Here is a 15,118-nt window from a genome sequence, read left to right on the forward strand (position 1 = left end):
TGTCTCCCCGGTGGCGATGGCACCTTTCGGTGGGTCGAATGGCTGTGAATGGTACTGCTCGGGGAAATGTCGTGGCCGAACGGAGTGCGTCCGGTGGCAGGTATCGGGCGGCTCGACTAAGCTGCCGGTCTCGTCGGCATTCGGGAATTGTGTAGCCCCGAGCGCCGACTTCGTGTCGAAGAACGCCAAGCACACCTAGTAGACCTTGGGGGCTCCCATTTCCCCGTCGCATGCGCTTCGCGCCCTCACTTCGGACTCGCCGAACGGTCGGGCTCTGCTGGCCCTGGCCTGCTCGGTCGTTCTGACCGGCGGTCTCTGGGTCTGGGCTAGCCTGGAAACCGTTGCGTCACAACGACTTCCGCTCTTCCTCGTCGGCGGATTCGCGCTCGCGTTGCTCTGCGTGGCGACGTACGTGGCGACCTTCCACTACGCGCAACTACAGGACGTGAACCGCCTTGCCGAATCGGCGGAAAGCGAGCTCACCCTTCTGGTTGAAGATATTCTTCCGGTGATGGCACGCCGTTTACGGGAAGGCGCGTCGCTCGACACCGTAAAGGATGAAATTCCGGATCTTTCGAATGCATTGTCCGGTCGGATTGTGCAGTTGTTCGCGAAAGAGCTGGACGTGAGCGAACGGCAGCGCGAGGCCGCGATGGCGGCGTGCGCCAACGCGGCGGGCCGGGTGCAGGCCATGGCCACCAGCATGCTGGCCGACCTCCGCGAGATGGAGTACCGGCACAACGAGGACGTGCTGGGTGACCTGCTCAGGCTCGACCACTGCACGTCCCAGGCGGGCAGGCTCGCCGACAGCATCGCGGTGCTGACCGGCGCCCGCACGGGCAGGCGGTGGACCAAGCCGATCATCATGGAGAGCATCCTGCGTGGCGCGATGGGCCGGATCGGCTCGTACCAGCGGGTCACGCTGCACTCGACGTGCACGGCGGCCGTCGTGGGATACGCCGCCGAGGACGTCATGCACGCGCTCGCCGAGCTCATGGACAACGCGACGAAGTTCTCCAAGCCCTCGGAGAGCGTGCACGTGTACGTCGAGGAGCTGTCGTCCGGCGTGGTGGTGATCGTCGAGGACGCCGGACTCGGGATGAAGCCGAGCGCCCTGGAACGGGCCGAACGCGCCGTGTCCACCACCGAGCCGCTCGACCTCGCGGCCCTCTCCGGCACCCGGCTGGGGCTCGCGGTCGTCGGACGCCTGGCGCGCAAGCACCAGCTCCGCGTGCGCTTCCGCCGTTCGCCGCGCGGGGGCGTCAGCGTGGTGGTGCGCATCCCGGCCACGTTGATCACGAAACCCTGCCCCGAGGACGAGCCGACCGTGCGCAACCGCCGTCCCGTGGACGACCGGGCAGTGCAGCAGGCGCCACCGGCGGGGCGGCTGCCGAAGCGTCGCCGTGGGCAGACCCTCACGGGTTCTCCACCTCCGCCGAGGGCCCGGCATCGTGCGGAGGTCAAGCCGCGCGCCGACGCGGGCGCCCGGTTCAGCGCGTTCCGCACCGCGATCCGTCCGCACACTCCACCGACCACAGCCGACTGAGGGACTGATCATGAGCGTCACCGACCAGAGTCTCGAATGGTTCTTGCAGAGCCTGCTGGAGCAGACGCCGGGAGCCCGCTACGCCCTGGTGCTCTCGCGCGACGGCCTGAAGCTGTGCCACACCCGCAACCTCGGGGTCGATCAGGCCGACCAGCTGGCGGCGATCGCCGCCGGCGTGCAGGCGCTCGCCCAGAGCGCGTCAGCCGAGTTCGGTGACGGTTCGGGAGGCGTGCGCCAGTCCATGACCGAGTTCCACGGCGGTCTGCTGTTCGTGGTGGAGGCCGGTGAGGGCGCCCACCTGGCGATGGTGGCGCGGGACAACGCCGACGTCGGGCTCGTGGGTCACAAGATGAACGAGATGGTGGAGCAGATCGGCGCGTTCCTCACCGCGCCGCCGCGGCACCGCCGTCGCGCCGGCCAGCCAGCATGATGTCCGACACCGAGGCCGCTCACGACAGGCCCGACCGGCTGTACACGATCACGTGCGGGCGGAGCAGGGCGGAGGACGCCGAGCTCGACCTCGTCACGCTCATCGTGAGCGAGCGCGAGCCCGAGCCCGGCATGCAGTCCGAACACGCTCGCATCCTGATGCTGTGTGCCAATCCGACGGCGGTCGTCGAGATCGCCGCCGACGTGGGCCTGCCAGTCAGCGTCGCCAAGATCCTGATCACCGACCTGTTGAACGCGGGCGACGTGACGGCGCGCCATCCCAGCGCTCCGCGTGCGCTCGACCAGCTTCCCGACCCTGCTTTCCTGGAGAAGGTCCTTGTTGGACTCCGCAATCTCTGAGCGCGTGGACACCCCCACCCGGCTCGGAGGCCGTACGCCCCTGCGCAGCACCGCGAAGGACGGGGCGAAGATCGTCATCGTCGGCGGCTTCGGTGCCGGCAAGACCACGCTGGTCCGCTCGGTCAGCGAGATCCGGCCGTTGTCCACCGAGGAGACGATGACCGAGGCCGGTCGAGGTGTCGACGACACCGCCGGGGTGGCCACGAAACTGCGCACCACGGTCGCGTTCGACTTCGGCCGGGTGTCGTTGACCGACGATCTCGTGCTGTACCTGTTCGGCGCGCCGGGGCAGCGGCGTTTCTGGTTCCTGTGGGACCGGCTCTTCGCCGGGACGTTGGGGGCGGTGGTGTTGGTCGACACCCGCCGCATCGAGGACTCGTGGTACGCCATCGACCGCCTGGAGCACTACGGCATGCCGTTCGTGGTGGCCCGCAACAACTTCCCCGGCAGCGCGCACGGGCTCGACGAGTTGCGGGAGGCGCTCGCGGTGCACGAGGCGGTGCCGATCGTGGACTGCGACGCGCGTGAGCGCGACTCGGCCAAACACGTGCTGATCACCCTCGTCCACCACCTGTACACGATGTCGCGGGCACGCAACGCGCGACGCTGACCGGGTTTGGCAGGATCACGGCATGGCTTCGACAGTGTCCGACGTGATCGCCGCCCTCGACGCGGCCTACCCTCGCGAGCTCGCCGAGTCGTGGGACGCGGTGGGACTGGTGTGTGGCGACCCGGCCGAGCCGGTCGAGCGTGTCCTGGTGTGCGTGGACCCGGTGACGGCCACGGTGGACGAGGCGATCGAGTGGGGTGCCCAACTCATCGTGGCGCACCACCCGCTGTTGCTGCGCGGGGTCCACGGCGTGGGGACCGACACCGCCAAGGGGCGGCTCGTGCACCGCATGGTGCGCTCGCACGTGGCGCTGTTCTGCGCTCACACCAACGCGGACTCGGCGGTGCCCGGAGTGTCGGACGCGCTGGCCGAGCGCATCGGACTCCGGGTGTTGCGCCCGCTCGCGCCGCACGCCACCGGGGACGGTTCCACCGGCATCGGCCGGATCGGCGAACTGCCGGAGGCGGTGCCGTTCGGTGAGTTCGTGCGGCGCGTGGGTGCGGCTCTCCCGGCGACGCGTCCCGGCGTGTTGGGAGCCGGGGACCCCGACCGGCTCGTGCGCACGGTCGCGGTGTCCGGCGGCGCCGGGGACAGCTACCTCGGGGCGGCGACCGCGGCCGGAGTCGACGCCTACGTGACCGCGGACCTGCGGCACCATCCCGCCGGGGAACACCTGGAACAGGGCGGTCCCGCTCTCGTCGGGCTCACCCACTGGGCCAGTGAGTGGCCCTGGTGCGAGCAGGCGGCCGAGGTCGTCCGGGCAACGTGCGACGTGGAGGTGCGGGTCTCGACGACGTGCACCGATCCGTGGACGCTGCGGGCCGGGGAGTAGGCCCGGCGCGGGGAAGCCGATGACTGCGGTGGTATCCCCGTCTGCGCAGGTCGGCGACTCTCTACAGTGAGGGCATGAGCGACGAGGCGACCAACGACGTGAGCGGGGGGCAGTCCGCCACGAACGATCTCGACTTCTGGTCGTTCGTCGAACTCGCCAACCACCGGCTCGCCACCGAGTACGGCTTCCGTCACCAGTTGGCGACCGAGGTCCTGCTGACCCTCAACCGCGCGTCGAACATCGTCACCTACGACCTGGAGGCGGCGGTGCACCGGCCGCACGGGTTGTCCTGGTCGGCGTTCCGGCTGCTGTTCGTCACCTGGCTGGCCGGGCCGTTGGAGCCCAAGCGCGCCGCCGTGCTGACCGGGATGAGCAGGGCCGCCGTGTCGAACCTGGCGAAGACGCTGGTGGCGGAGGACCTGCTCGACCGCAGCCCCGACGCGCGCGACGGCCGGTCGGTCCGGCTGTCGCTCACGGAGAAGGGGCACACGCACATGGTGAGCGTCTTCCGCGTGCACAACGAACGCGAGCACGAGTGGGCCACGGTGTTGACCGACACCGAGCAGCGAATCCTGATCATGCTGCTCAACAAGCTGATCACCAACCGGCACCAGTTCGACGTCCGGGGCCGCAACTGAGTCGCCGGTCGCGGCAGACAGCGACGGAGAGGTCCGGCTCAGGTCGCGACGAGCCGGGCGAGGCGCCGTGCCGCGTCGACGACGGCGGCGGCGGCCTTGTCGGTGTCCAGCCCTTCGAGGGCGACGACGCCGACGCTGCGTTCGAGCGACTGGCCGTCGGCGGGGACGCCCGCCGAGACTCCGACCGCGCCGCGTTCGAGCTCGCCGGTCGTGATGCTGTAGCCGTCGCGCCGGGCCTGCCGTACGGGTTCCGGATCGCGCTCGTTCGGTGGGCGCAGCGCGAGGATGGCGATCCCGGACGCGCCGCGGTGCAGTGGGTGGCGACTGCCGACCCGATAGCCGACCCGGAACATGGCGTCGCTCGGCTCGGCGACCATCAGCACGACGCACTCGGAGCCCTCGGCCGCCGCGACGAACGCCGTGGCGTGGGTGCGGTCGGCGAGCTCGGTGAGCACCGGACGGGCACCGTGGAGGAACTGCGGCTCGAACCGCGACAGGAGCACGGCGGCGCCCACACCGAGCCGCAACCGGCCGGAGTCCGTGCGGGCCACCAGCGAGTGCGCCTCCAGTGTGGCGACGATGCGGTAGCAGATGGCCCTGTGCACGCCCAGTTCGGCCGCCAGTTCGGCCACGGAGATACCTGTCGGGCTCTGCGAGATGATGTCCAGCGCGCGCAGGCCGCGGTCGAGGGTCTGCAGGGTGCTCATCCGGTTCCTCATCGTGTCGGTGGTCCCGATGATAGTTCCCGATGACCGTCGGTGAGGACACCGCAGCACGCCCGCACCGGTCCGCGCCCGAGTACGGCGGCGGCGTGCGGCGCGTGCGCTCGGTGGGTTCGCGCCCTGTGGGAGGATCGCAGAGGTGGGGCGGGGCGAGTCCCCGATGCAAGCGAACCATCGCACCCGCGAGGACGAACGGAGACAGCAGTGAAGGCAGAACCCGCCGTTCAGCGTCAGTTGCTCGACCTGGCGAAGGCCGACGCCGAGCTGACTCGCGTCGCTCATCGCCGCCGCACCCTGCCTGAGCTGGCCGAGATCGAGGACGTGGAGAAGCGGCTGCGGGAACGGCGTGACGCGCTGGTGTCGGTGCAGACGACGGCGTCCGACCTCGAACGCGACGTGGCCAAGCAGGAGCGCGAGATCGAGTCGGTGCGGGCCCGGGCCGACCGCGACCGTCAGCTGATGGCGTCGGGCTCGGTGTCCGCGAAGCAGTTGGCGGACCTCGAACACGAGCTGCAGACGCTCGCGCGCAGGCAGTCGGTGCTGGAGGACGATCAGCTCGAACTGATGGAGCGCAAGGAAGCCGTCGACGCCGACGTCCAGCGCACCGCCGCTGAGGTCGACAAGATCGAGCAGGAACTCGCCGACGCCCGGAAGCGGCGGGACGAGGCGCTGGCCGACCTGGACACGACGCAGGCGCGGCGGGAGGCCGACCGCGAGCGCCTGCTTCCCATGCTGCCGGAGAACCTGGTCGCCCTGTACGAGCGGGTGCGTGCCCACAAGGGCATCGGCGCCGCGCTGCTGAAGGCCCGCCGTTGCGGCGCCTGCCAGTTGGAGCTCGACCGCAGCGCGATCTCCGAGATCAAGGCGGCGGCCGAGGACGAGGTCGTGCAGTGCGAGAACTGCGACGCGATCCTGGTGCGCACGCTGGAGTCCGGCCTGTGATCTCGGGGGTCGTCGTCGAGGCCGACGGCGGGTCGCGGGGCAATCCCGGTCCCGCCGGTTACGGCGCGGTGGTGCGGGACCCGCGTACCGGCGAGGTGCTGGCCGAACGGCAGGACGGCCTCGGCATCGCCACCAACAACGTGGCCGAGTACACGGGCCTCATCGCGGGTCTGGAGGCCGCGGCGGAGCTCGGTGCGTCCACTGTGGAGGCACGGCTCGACTCGAAGCTCGTCGTGGAGCAGATGAGCGGCCGCTGGAAGATCAAGAACGCGGCGTTGCAACCACTGGCTCTGCGGGCGCGCGAGGTGGCGAGCGGCTTCGAGCGCGTGACGTACACGTGGGTGCCGAGGGCGAAGAACGCCCACGCCGACCGCCTGGCGAACGAGGCGATGGACGCCCAGGCCGAGGGGCGGCCGCCGGCGCGCCGCGCCGACACCCCCTCCGAGGCCGGTGCCGGGACGCGGGACACGCCCGAGGACCCTGCCCGGGAGCAGGTCGTCGAGTCGGCGGGTGAGGGTGATCGGGAGCCCACCGGGGAGCGGTCGCCGACGCACTGGACCGGCGCCCGCGGGGCCCCGACCCGCCTGCTTCTCCTGCGCCACGGCCAGACTCCGATGTCCGTCGACCGCCGGTATTCCGGATCGGGCGATGTCAGCCTCACGGAGTTGGGTGCCCGGCAGGCGGAGGCGGCGGCGAAGCGCATCGCGGCGATGGAGGACCTCGGTGAGGACGTGCGGGTGGTCTCCTCGCCGCTGACCCGGGCCACCCGGACGGCGCAGAAGGTGGCCGACGCCCTCGGCGTGCGCGTGGAGACCCACCGCGATCTGCGGGAGACCGACTTCGGGGAGTGGGAGGGCCTCACGTTCGACGAGGCCGCGCAGCGCGATCCGGAACTGCACCGACGTTGGCTGCGCAACGCGTCCGTGCGGCCGCCGGGCGGTGAGAGCTTCGACGAGGTGCACCGCCGGGTGCGCAGGGCGTGCAGCGACGTGGTGGCCCGTCACGGCGGAAGCACGGTGGTGATCGTCAGTCACGTCACGCCGATCAAGTCGTTGCTGCGCTCGGCGCTCGACGTCGGCCCGTCGCTGCTGTACCGCCTGCACCTCGATCTCGCGTCGCTGTCGCTGGTCGATCTCTACCCCGACGGCAACGCGTCGGTGCGCCTGGTGAACGACACCTGCCACCTCACGTAGCGGCCGAGGTACGCTTTTCAGTGAGGACGAGTTGGCAGGGCGGCCGCGGCCGAAGGTGTCGCCTTCGGTCGAGGAAAGTCCGGACTCCACAGGGCAGGGTGGTTGCTAACAGCAACCCGGGGTGACCCGCGGGACAGTGCCACAGAGAACAGACCGCCCGGCCGTCTCGGCCGGGTAAGGGTGAAACGGTGGTGTAAGAGACCACCAGCGCCTCGGGTGACCGGGGCGGCTCGGTAAACCCCACCCGGAGCAAGGCCAAGAGGGAGCCGCGAGGCTCCTGCGCAGGCGTTCGAGGGCGGCCCGTCCGATGCCTGCGGGTAGGCCGCTGGAGCCTGTCGGCGACGGCAGGCCAAGATGGATGGTCGCCCAGCGTCCGCCGCGAGGCGGGCGTGGACAGAATCCGGCTTACATGCCAACTCGTCCTCTCTCGTGCGAGAGCGGGTCGTGGCGCGCTTTTTCGTGATCACCGGGCGGGCGGTCGCGTCCCAGGCACGCCAGCACCAGTGGGATCGTCGTGCCCCAGCACAGCAGCACCACTCCCGCGCTCGTCAGCGTTGTCGGGGTCGGTGAGTCGACGTCATGACCACTGTGGTGCAGAAGCCACGTGTACACGGAGAGCGCCCACGCGGCCGACCAGGCCACCGTCCCGAACCAGAGCGCGGCTCGTGTTCCGCGCCGGCGTCGCCCATGCCACACAGCGACGGCGACGCATGCCGCGACCATGGTCGGCAGATGCAGGAACAGCACGAGAGCGCCGATACCGTCGGCTGTGTCGATCTCGTCGAACGAGACCGGCTGTCCCGTGAGGTAGCGGTGCCAGAGAACGGCGTCGTACCACTCGACAGCGTGCAGAGCCGTTCTCAGCACCGCCTCCGTCACGAGCAGCGCGGCGACGACTCCGGTCGTCCGCGTCTGCGTCACAGCTCGGTTCACTCCGTCGTCCACTCGGGGCGCGGGGTCATCCGGAAGGTCAGGTAGTCGACCGTCCAGCCGTCCTTGGTCTGGCTCCGCTCGGCGACGACGGTGCGGTCGAAGCCCGCTTCGTCGCGGTAGGCGCGTTCGTGCCAGCGGCGGATCTGCTCGACCCGCTCGGCCGGCATCCGTGGGCGGTGCGGCTGGTCGCTCATGCTGGCAGGGTATGGCCGCCGATCTCCCTCGGACACCGGATTTCCTCCCGGCACACGAGCGGAGCAACCGATGTCGCGCGTGCTTGTGGATCTTCCCGGCGGAGTCGCGCGGCCCTAGGGTGTGCTCCATGGACCGTGCGCTTGCCCGCGAACTCGCCCATCGCTGCCACAACGCGGTGGAGCCGTTGCACGCCTTCGTCTACTTCTCGCCCGAGATGGAGCAGACCTTCGCCGGTGCGGGTCTCAAGGCGGGGCGCAGGGCGTACTTCGCCGGCCGCGCCGCGCCGCTGGGTCCGGTGGGCGCGACAGTGGTCACCGCGACGTTCTACAACTTCAGCCCGAAGCTCGTGGAGCGCCACATTCCCGAGGCATGGCGGGTGGTGGCTCCGGCCGAGGTCGTGAACCTGAGGTTCTCCGCCGCCGAGGCCGGGTTGCGCAGGCTGCTCGGCGAGGCGGCGGACTCGCCCGAGGTCGGGGAGCTCGGGGAGTTGCTGCGGGAGGCCGCCGGGCACGCTCCGGCGGAGGGGCGGGCGCTGTTCGCCGCGCACGCCGACCTCGACTGGCCGGACGGTGCCGTGGCGAGGCTGTGGCACGCCGCCACCCTCCTGCGTGAGTTCCGTGGGGACGGGCACATCGCCGCGCTCGTCGCCGAGGGGCTGTCCGGGCTCGACGCCCTCGTGACGCACATCGCCACGGGCAAGAGCTTCCGCGCCGACGTCGCCCGCGAGACGCGTGGCTGGACGGAGGCCGAGTGGTCCGCCGCCGAGGACGCGCTGCGCGAGCGCGGCCTGCTCGACGACACCGGCGCGCTCACCGACGCGGGGCACGCGCTGCGGGCGGCGGTCGAGGAGCGCACCGACGCGGCCGCGACGGCCCCCTACCGCAAGCTCGGCGAGGACAAGGCTCGCCGCATCGTCGAGCTGGCCAAGCCGCTGTCGCGGACGCTGCTCAAGGCCGGAGGCATCCCTCGCGAGCTGTTCGCCCGCGGCTAGGTCCGCGTCCGCCCTCGCCGGGCGAGGTGTCACGGCCCGTGACCGGCCGCGCGGGTCGCTCGGTCGGATCGCCGTGGGCGATACGCCCGTTCGGATGAGGTCCGGACCCGCTGCCTGGGCAGGCAGCGCGAGTGTTGTGATCTCCGTGCCGCAACCGGCCCGAGGCATGATTCACTGTCTTAGCGGTCACCGACCGAGGGACTTTCGGCACACACTGTGAAGGGGCGTCGACGCGCATGAGTGAGTTCGGGCACGCCGGGGGACACCCGCGCGGGCACCGTGCGAATCGTCACGGCGGCGTCCTCGAACTGGGGGACGTGCACGTCCCGGTGTGTGGGGTCACGCAGGGAGGTCCGGTGGACGGGGCACGGTGCCGGACCAGACCTTTGACCCCCATCCGTCATCACGCCATGATGTTGGATGAACACGGCACGTGCCGGACGATCAGCGCTGCGCACATCCGTGTACGGCACCACACACCCCGGGCACTCGGGAGCATGCGATGACCACGATGACGCTTGCGACACTCGCGCAGGCCGAGCTCGACACCGGCAACGTCCAGAACTGGATTCTCGACAACATCATTCCGCTGGTGTTGCTGTCCGTCGCGCTGCTGCTGCTGTGGCTCGGTGGCGGCAAGGGCGACAACGCGGGCGTCATGCGCAGGCTCGCGGGCGTGGTGATCGCTCTGGCGATCATCGGACTCGCCGTGAGCGGGATGGGCGTCGACGTCGGTCAGTGGCTCGCCAGCCTCTTCACGAGCTGACGTAGGGCACGCGCGGTGCGAATCCGAACCGACGACGAGATCTACCGCGTCGACGCAGTCTGGCTGGGGCCGCCGAAGGCCACGTTCCCGTGGCGTGCGCGCTATGTGGCGTGGGGCGTGGGAGTCCCGCTGTTCCTCGTCGTGCTGGCCGTCGAGCGGCAGATCGGCATCGGCTTCGACTTCTTCTCCACGGCGTGGGGGCTGGTCATCACCATCGCGCTCACCCGCATCATCACGTCGAAGATCAGCCACGAGCGTCCGCTCGGTGCCGTGTTCACGATGTGGTTCCGCGAACTGCACGCGCCTCGGGAACGTCGGACTCCCACGGGAGGTGCCGCGAGCGCGAGCAAGATCAGAGTCAACCGGGAGCGGCCGCGACCTCGAGCCAGACGCCGAGGCGGAGGCAGACGTGGGGTGGCCCCGCCACCCGCCCCGTATCCGCCAGACAGCCCAGCACGAGCGCGCCGTCGCCCGCCGGCGGCGGTCGGGAGGTAGTCGTTGTTCGGTCGCGGCAGTAGCCGGAAGGCCCAGTACCCGGCACCAGCGCAACAGGCCGAGAGCGGCCGCCGAGGCAGGCGGCTCCCCGGCGAGGCGGCCATTCCCAGCTACACGCCGTCGATCGCGGCTCGCTCGATCGACGGGCACCTCCTGCGCACGGGTCAGGAGGTGTACGCGTGGTACCGGCTGGCGCCGCAACGCTGGTCGTTCCGGTCGGACTCACAGCGGCGCGACCTCATCGCCGCGATCGCCGGTCAGTACGCCGAGCTGCAGGGCCGGTGGATGCACCTGCGGGTCACCAACCGGCCCTATCCCATCAGGATGTGGGCGGAGGCGCACGTCCACAACGCGCACAACCGCCCGCCGGACGTGTCGGGCGCGTTGTCGTTCGACGACTACCTGGTCGGCGAGCAGCAGCAGTTGATGGGCCGCTCGATGGCGGAGAAAGAGGTCTACCTGGGGGTCCAGGTCCAGACCAGGCGGATGGTCGACCGGGCGGTGGAACGCGCCGCGCCGTTGCTGCGTAAGATCCTGCCCGAGGCCGTCGACGCCGAGCTGGCCGCGCTGGACTCGGAGGTCGAGCACCTCGACCAGGTGATCGGTGCTCCCGGCCTGGAGGGGCGACCGGTGCACGCCGAGGAGATGTCCTGGCTGATGCACCGCTCGTGCTCGCTCGGGCTGCCCGCGCCGAGGAACATGCCCGCCGTGCCCGGCTCCGAGTGGGAGCCGGAGGACCTCGCGAGTTTCACCGACGCCGCGGACTTCCACTGCGAGCCCTACGCGCCCACGGTCACGGTCCGAGGCCGGACCGGCTCCAACGCGGGCGTGTCGCGCCACGTCGCCGTGCTCACGGTGGGGCAGATGCACGGCCTCTCGATTCCCGAGGTGGACGACCCGTGGGTCCAGCACGCCGACCGGTTGCCGTCGGCGGTGGAGTGGTCGGCCCGCATCTACGTCCGCAGGCCCGAGGAGGTCGCGGGCGAGCTGCAGCGGCAGATGAACAAGGTGCGGTCGCAGGTCAAGCACTACACCGACGAGCACGATCTGGAGCCACCGCAGTCGTTGGCCCGCCAGGCGTCGCGGGTGCTGGAGATCGACGACGAGATGACGTCGGGCTTCACGGCCCTGGCCACGCGGGTGCGGTCGTGGTGGCGGCTCGCGGTGTCGGGGCCCACGGAACGCGACGCGCTGCGGCTCGCGCAGCAGCTGCTCGATCTCTACAAGCCGAAGGTCGCCATCGAGCACCCGGAGGCGCAGTACGCGCTCGCGCGGGAGTTCATTCCCGGCGAGCCGTTGTCCTCGGGTGCGTACCTCCGGCGTGGTTCGGTGGTGTGGGCCGCCTCGGCCGTGCCCACCGCCACCGCCGAAGTGGGTGACCGGCGCGGCATCCTGCTCGGCGAGACCTGCACCGCCACGCGCAAGCCCGTGGCGTGGGACCCGTGGATGGCGCAGGAGGTCCGCGACGGCTCCGGGCTGACGGCGATGGTGGCCGGCCTCGGTGGCGGCAAGTCGTTCCTCGGCGGCGGCATCGTCTACAAAACACTCAGGGCGGGGGCGCACTGGACGATCCTCGACCCGTCGGGTCCGCTCTCGGCGTTGTGCGAGCTGCCGGAGATCCGGCCGTACGCGCGCCCGATCAACCTGCTGAACGCCCAGCCGGGCATTCTGAACCCGTACCGGGTGGTGGCCGAGCCGCAGCTCGAACACTTCCTCGACGAGGAGGATCCCGAGCGGGCCTGGCGACGTGAGCGGGCGTTGGCGGGGGCGACCCGGCGGAGGCTGGTGCTCGACGTCCTCACGGGTGTGCTGCCGTACGAGGTGGCGCGCATGCCGCAGACCCGCATCGTGCTGCTGCGCGCCGTGCGCACCGTCGGCGGTCGCTACGACGCCGACCCCGGCCAGGTGATCGACGCGTTGCGGCGCGACGCGAGCGAACACCACGAACACGCCGTTGTGGTGGCGGACTTCCTCGACGAGCTGCGCGAACGCATGTCGCTGCTCATCCCGGAGGCCGACGCCGACCCGTACTCGGAGAGCCGCGACGACCGGCTCACGGTGTTGACGATGGCCGGGTTGACGCTGCCGAAGGAGGGCGTGGGCCGGGAGCACTGGACCGACGCCGAGGCGCTGGGCGTGGAGATGCTCAACCTCGCCGCGTGGTTGACCCAGCGGTCGGTGTACGAGAAGCCGAAGAAGGAACGCAAGGGCGTCTGGATCGACGAGGCGTTCTTCCTGTCCGAGGTGCCCACCGGGCGCGTGCTGATGAACCGCTTCGCGCGCGACTCCCGCAAGTGGAACGTGCGGGTGCTGCTGTCCTCGCAGATCCCCGCGGACTTCCTGCGCATCCAGGGTTTCGTCGCGTTGCTCGACTCGGTGTTCGTGGGTCGGCTCGACGACGACGAGACCCAGTCGGACGCGCTGCGCCTGCTGAAGGTGCCGGTGGGTGTCGGCTACGAGCAGGTCGTCGCGGCGCTCGGCCGCAGGCCGGGCACGCGGCGCGACGTCGAGCGCGACACCGAGCCGCGGCAGTTCGTCTTCGCGGACGGCGCCGGCGGGGTCGAGCGCATCCGGGTGGACTTCTCCGGCCCGCACCTGGACCACCTGCGCGCGGCCCTGGACACCACACCCGGTTCCGTACCGGACGGCGATCGACGTCCCGCCCGTTCCGACCGGCCCGTGGACGAGGGGGACGACGCGCACGGCGTGCCGACGCCCGATCCGGCGCCGGAGCTGGACGAGGAGCTCGAACGCGCTGCGGAACGCGAGGTGGGCCTCACCGAGGAGGCCCTGCTGGCCGACACCGAGGCCGTTTCTCGGGCGGACCAGGCGAGCACGACGAACGAGACGGACAAGGCGGTCGAGAAGGAGCCCGCGCGAGCGGGCAAGGGTGGCACCGGCAGGGGCGCGGCATGAACACGATCATGACGTTGGTGGCCGTCGTCTGCTGCGCGTGGGCGTGGCGGGCGGTGCGGACGCGTCGTCGTGGCGGCTCGGTGAGGCGCAGGGGTCCTGCGCTCGCCATGGTCGTCGCGGTGCTCGGACTCCAACTCACGATCGCCGCACCGGCGTCGGCGCAGGACGGCTGCGAGGTGCCGAACCCCGAGCGTCCCGGCGCGGGCATGGTGGGCGAGATCGACGAGCCCGGCGTCAAGGGCGAGGCGGGCAGCGCCTACCTCGACTACAGCTACGCGGGCATGGTCTGGCACGTCTACGACTGCGACGACGGTGTGCTGAGCCTCGGCTCACCGGAGTCGACCATCGACACGTGGGCGGGCAACCAGCTGTTCAACATCGCCAAGAACATCGTCGGCGCCACGAACTCGCTGCACTACACCGTGTTGGAAGGCGGGCTGCTCAACCCGATCTACAACGCCGTGTCGGAGGGCGCGAAGGCCGTCTACGACAACGTCTACACCCAGCTGTTCGGGCTGTTCGCGCTGCTGCTGGCGATCCTGCTGTTCCGCAACATCTGGCGGGGCGATCTGTCCACGGTCAGCAAACGGGCGTTGTTCGCGATCGGGGGCGTCTGGCTGGCCGCGTCGTCGCTGGCGTTGCTGCGCTACTACGACGACATCGACCGCGCCATCGTCCAGACCACCACCAACATCCAGGCGGGCTTCGTCGACGAGACCGAGGACCGGGTGGTGCGGCACGTCCTGCCCACCGACCTGCACAACGAGGTGGTCTACAACAACTGGTTGCGCGGTGAGTTCGGCGACCACGAGGCGCCGCAGGCCGAGCAGTACGGCCGGGATCTGCTCGACGCGCAGGCCTTCAGGTGGGAGGAGGTGCGTAACGGCGACGACGCGGACGAGGCCGTGATCGAGGAGAAGAAGTCGTCGTACCGGGAGATCGCCACCCAGCTCGGCCCGGTGACGGGCAACTTCACCGGCGAGGACGGCAGCCGTACCGGCGTCGGGTTCCTCTCGCTGTTGCAGAGCCTGTGTTACGCGCTGTTCCAGCTGTTCGCGAAGGCGGCGGTGTTGCTGGCACAGATCCTGGTGCGCGTGTTCACGTTGACCGCGCCGCTGATCGGGTTGGTCGCGATCCTGCACCACGACATCCTGCGCCGCGTCGGCCGGGTCGTCGGCACCGTCGCGTTCAACCTGCTCGTGCTGTCGGTCCTCGCGGGTGTGCAGGCGTTGCTGCTGCGGGCCGTCTTCGACGCGGGCGGGCTCTCGATGCTCACACAGATGGCGGTCGCGGGGCTCGTCACCGTGTTGCTGTTCATGGTCGGCAAACCCGGCCGACGGCTGTGGCAGATGGTGGAGATGTCGGTCGGCATGGTCGGTGCGGCGGTGCCGACCCCGAAGAGCGGTCTCTTCTCCCGCTTCCGCCGTGGCGGCGACCAACCCAGCCCGCAGGACGAGTTCTGGAAGAACGTCGCGGAGGAGGACGCCGCCGAGGGCGGTGCGGCCACGCGGGGCACGGGTGGGGCTCTCGGGGACGGGCGCGGCCGTCCC

The 15,118-nt window shown here is 70.6% G+C and carries 15 protein-coding genes and 1 other RNA gene; 14 read left to right on the forward strand and 2 right to left on the reverse strand.

Features of this window, described 5'->3' with window-relative positions; all coding sequences use genetic code 11:
- Positions 1-205 precede the first annotated feature (205 nt).
- From SACAZDRAFT_RS17070 to SACAZDRAFT_RS17095, 6 genes are all read left to right on the forward strand, one after another.
- Positions 206-1,546, forward strand: coding sequence for a sensor histidine kinase (locus SACAZDRAFT_RS17070; protein WP_005443762.1), 1,341 nt, complete (start codon positions 206-208; stop codon positions 1,544-1,546).
- A gap of 10 nt (positions 1,547-1,556) precedes the next feature.
- Positions 1,557-1,976 (forward strand): roadblock/LC7 domain-containing protein, encoded by a 420-nt coding sequence (locus SACAZDRAFT_RS17075; RefSeq protein ID WP_005443763.1) that lies wholly within the window; start codon positions 1,557-1,559, stop codon positions 1,974-1,976.
- Complete coding sequence (locus tag SACAZDRAFT_RS17080) at positions 1,973-2,335, forward strand: DUF742 domain-containing protein (protein ID WP_005443764.1); 363 nt, start codon at positions 1,973-1,975, stop codon at positions 2,333-2,335. The genes SACAZDRAFT_RS17075 and SACAZDRAFT_RS17080 overlap by 4 nt, the downstream gene beginning before the upstream one ends.
- 4 nt (positions 2,336-2,339) lie before the next feature.
- Positions 2,340-2,945, forward strand: coding sequence for a GTP-binding protein (locus SACAZDRAFT_RS17085; RefSeq protein ID WP_005450659.1), 606 nt, complete (start codon positions 2,340-2,342; stop codon positions 2,943-2,945).
- A gap of 22 nt (positions 2,946-2,967) precedes the next feature.
- Positions 2,968-3,777, forward strand: a complete 810-nt coding sequence (locus tag SACAZDRAFT_RS17090) for a Nif3-like dinuclear metal center hexameric protein (RefSeq protein WP_005443766.1) — start codon at positions 2,968-2,970, stop codon at positions 3,775-3,777.
- A gap of 74 nt (positions 3,778-3,851) precedes the next feature.
- Complete coding sequence (locus SACAZDRAFT_RS17095; RefSeq protein ID WP_005443767.1) at positions 3,852-4,415, forward strand: MarR family winged helix-turn-helix transcriptional regulator; 564 nt, start codon at positions 3,852-3,854, stop codon at positions 4,413-4,415.
- Between the two features lie 38 nt (positions 4,416-4,453).
- On the opposite strand, the gene SACAZDRAFT_RS17100 is transcribed toward SACAZDRAFT_RS17095, so the two are convergent.
- Positions 4,454-5,122, reverse strand: coding sequence for an IclR family transcriptional regulator (locus SACAZDRAFT_RS17100; protein ID WP_005443769.1), 669 nt, complete (start codon positions 5,120-5,122; stop codon positions 4,454-4,456).
- Positions 5,123-5,341: 219 nt separating this feature from the next.
- Here SACAZDRAFT_RS17100 and SACAZDRAFT_RS17105 point away from each other — a divergent pair, with 219 nt between their 5' ends.
- The 3 genes from SACAZDRAFT_RS17105 to rnpB all read left to right on the forward strand — a co-directional run bounded on the left by SACAZDRAFT_RS17105 (position 5,342) and on the right by rnpB (position 7,696).
- Positions 5,342-6,079 carry a zinc ribbon domain-containing protein gene (locus tag SACAZDRAFT_RS17105; RefSeq protein WP_005443773.1) on the forward strand — a complete coding sequence of 246 codons (738 nt, stop codon included), beginning with the start codon at positions 5,342-5,344 and terminating at the stop codon, positions 6,077-6,079.
- Positions 6,076-7,272, forward strand: a complete 1,197-nt coding sequence (locus SACAZDRAFT_RS17110; protein ID WP_005443774.1) for a bifunctional RNase H/acid phosphatase — start codon at positions 6,076-6,078, stop codon at positions 7,270-7,272. The genes SACAZDRAFT_RS17105 and SACAZDRAFT_RS17110 overlap by 4 nt, the downstream gene beginning before the upstream one ends.
- 27 nt (positions 7,273-7,299) lie before the next feature.
- Positions 7,300-7,696, forward strand: an RNA gene (rnpB, locus tag SACAZDRAFT_RS22120) — RNase P RNA component class A.
- 505 nt (positions 7,697-8,201) lie between these two features.
- On the opposite strand, the gene SACAZDRAFT_RS23880 is transcribed toward rnpB, so the two are convergent.
- Complete coding sequence (locus SACAZDRAFT_RS23880) at positions 8,202-8,399, reverse strand: methylase (RefSeq protein ID WP_232286290.1); 198 nt, start codon at positions 8,397-8,399, stop codon at positions 8,202-8,204.
- Between the two features lie 128 nt (positions 8,400-8,527).
- Here SACAZDRAFT_RS23880 and SACAZDRAFT_RS17125 point away from each other — a divergent pair, with 128 nt between their 5' ends.
- From SACAZDRAFT_RS17125 to SACAZDRAFT_RS17145, 5 genes are all read left to right on the forward strand, one after another.
- Entirely contained in the window at positions 8,528-9,391 is an 864-nt protein-coding gene (locus SACAZDRAFT_RS17125) for an SCO6745 family protein (protein WP_005443776.1), read from the forward strand.
- Positions 9,392-9,893: 502 nt separating this feature from the next.
- Positions 9,894-10,157, forward strand: a complete 264-nt coding sequence (locus SACAZDRAFT_RS17130; protein ID WP_005443777.1) for a hypothetical protein — start codon at positions 9,894-9,896, stop codon at positions 10,155-10,157.
- A 15-nt stretch (positions 10,158-10,172) separates the two neighbouring features.
- Positions 10,173-10,652, forward strand: coding sequence for a hypothetical protein (locus SACAZDRAFT_RS17135; protein WP_005443778.1), 480 nt, complete (start codon positions 10,173-10,175; stop codon positions 10,650-10,652).
- 3 nt (positions 10,653-10,655) lie between these two features.
- The gene (locus tag SACAZDRAFT_RS17140) at positions 10,656-13,568 is read left to right on the forward strand and encodes an ATP-binding protein (RefSeq protein WP_005443779.1); all 2,913 of its coding nucleotides are present in this window, start codon (positions 10,656-10,658) and stop codon (positions 13,566-13,568) included.
- A partial coding sequence (locus SACAZDRAFT_RS17145) for a hypothetical protein (RefSeq protein WP_005443780.1) occupies positions 13,565-15,118 on the forward strand: 1,554 nt, incomplete at its 3' end. The genes SACAZDRAFT_RS17140 and SACAZDRAFT_RS17145, both read left to right, overlap by 4 nt.

This window comes from Saccharomonospora azurea NA-128, from assembly GCF_000231055.2.
GTDB lineage: Bacteria > Actinomycetota > Actinomycetes > Mycobacteriales > Pseudonocardiaceae > Saccharomonospora > Saccharomonospora azurea.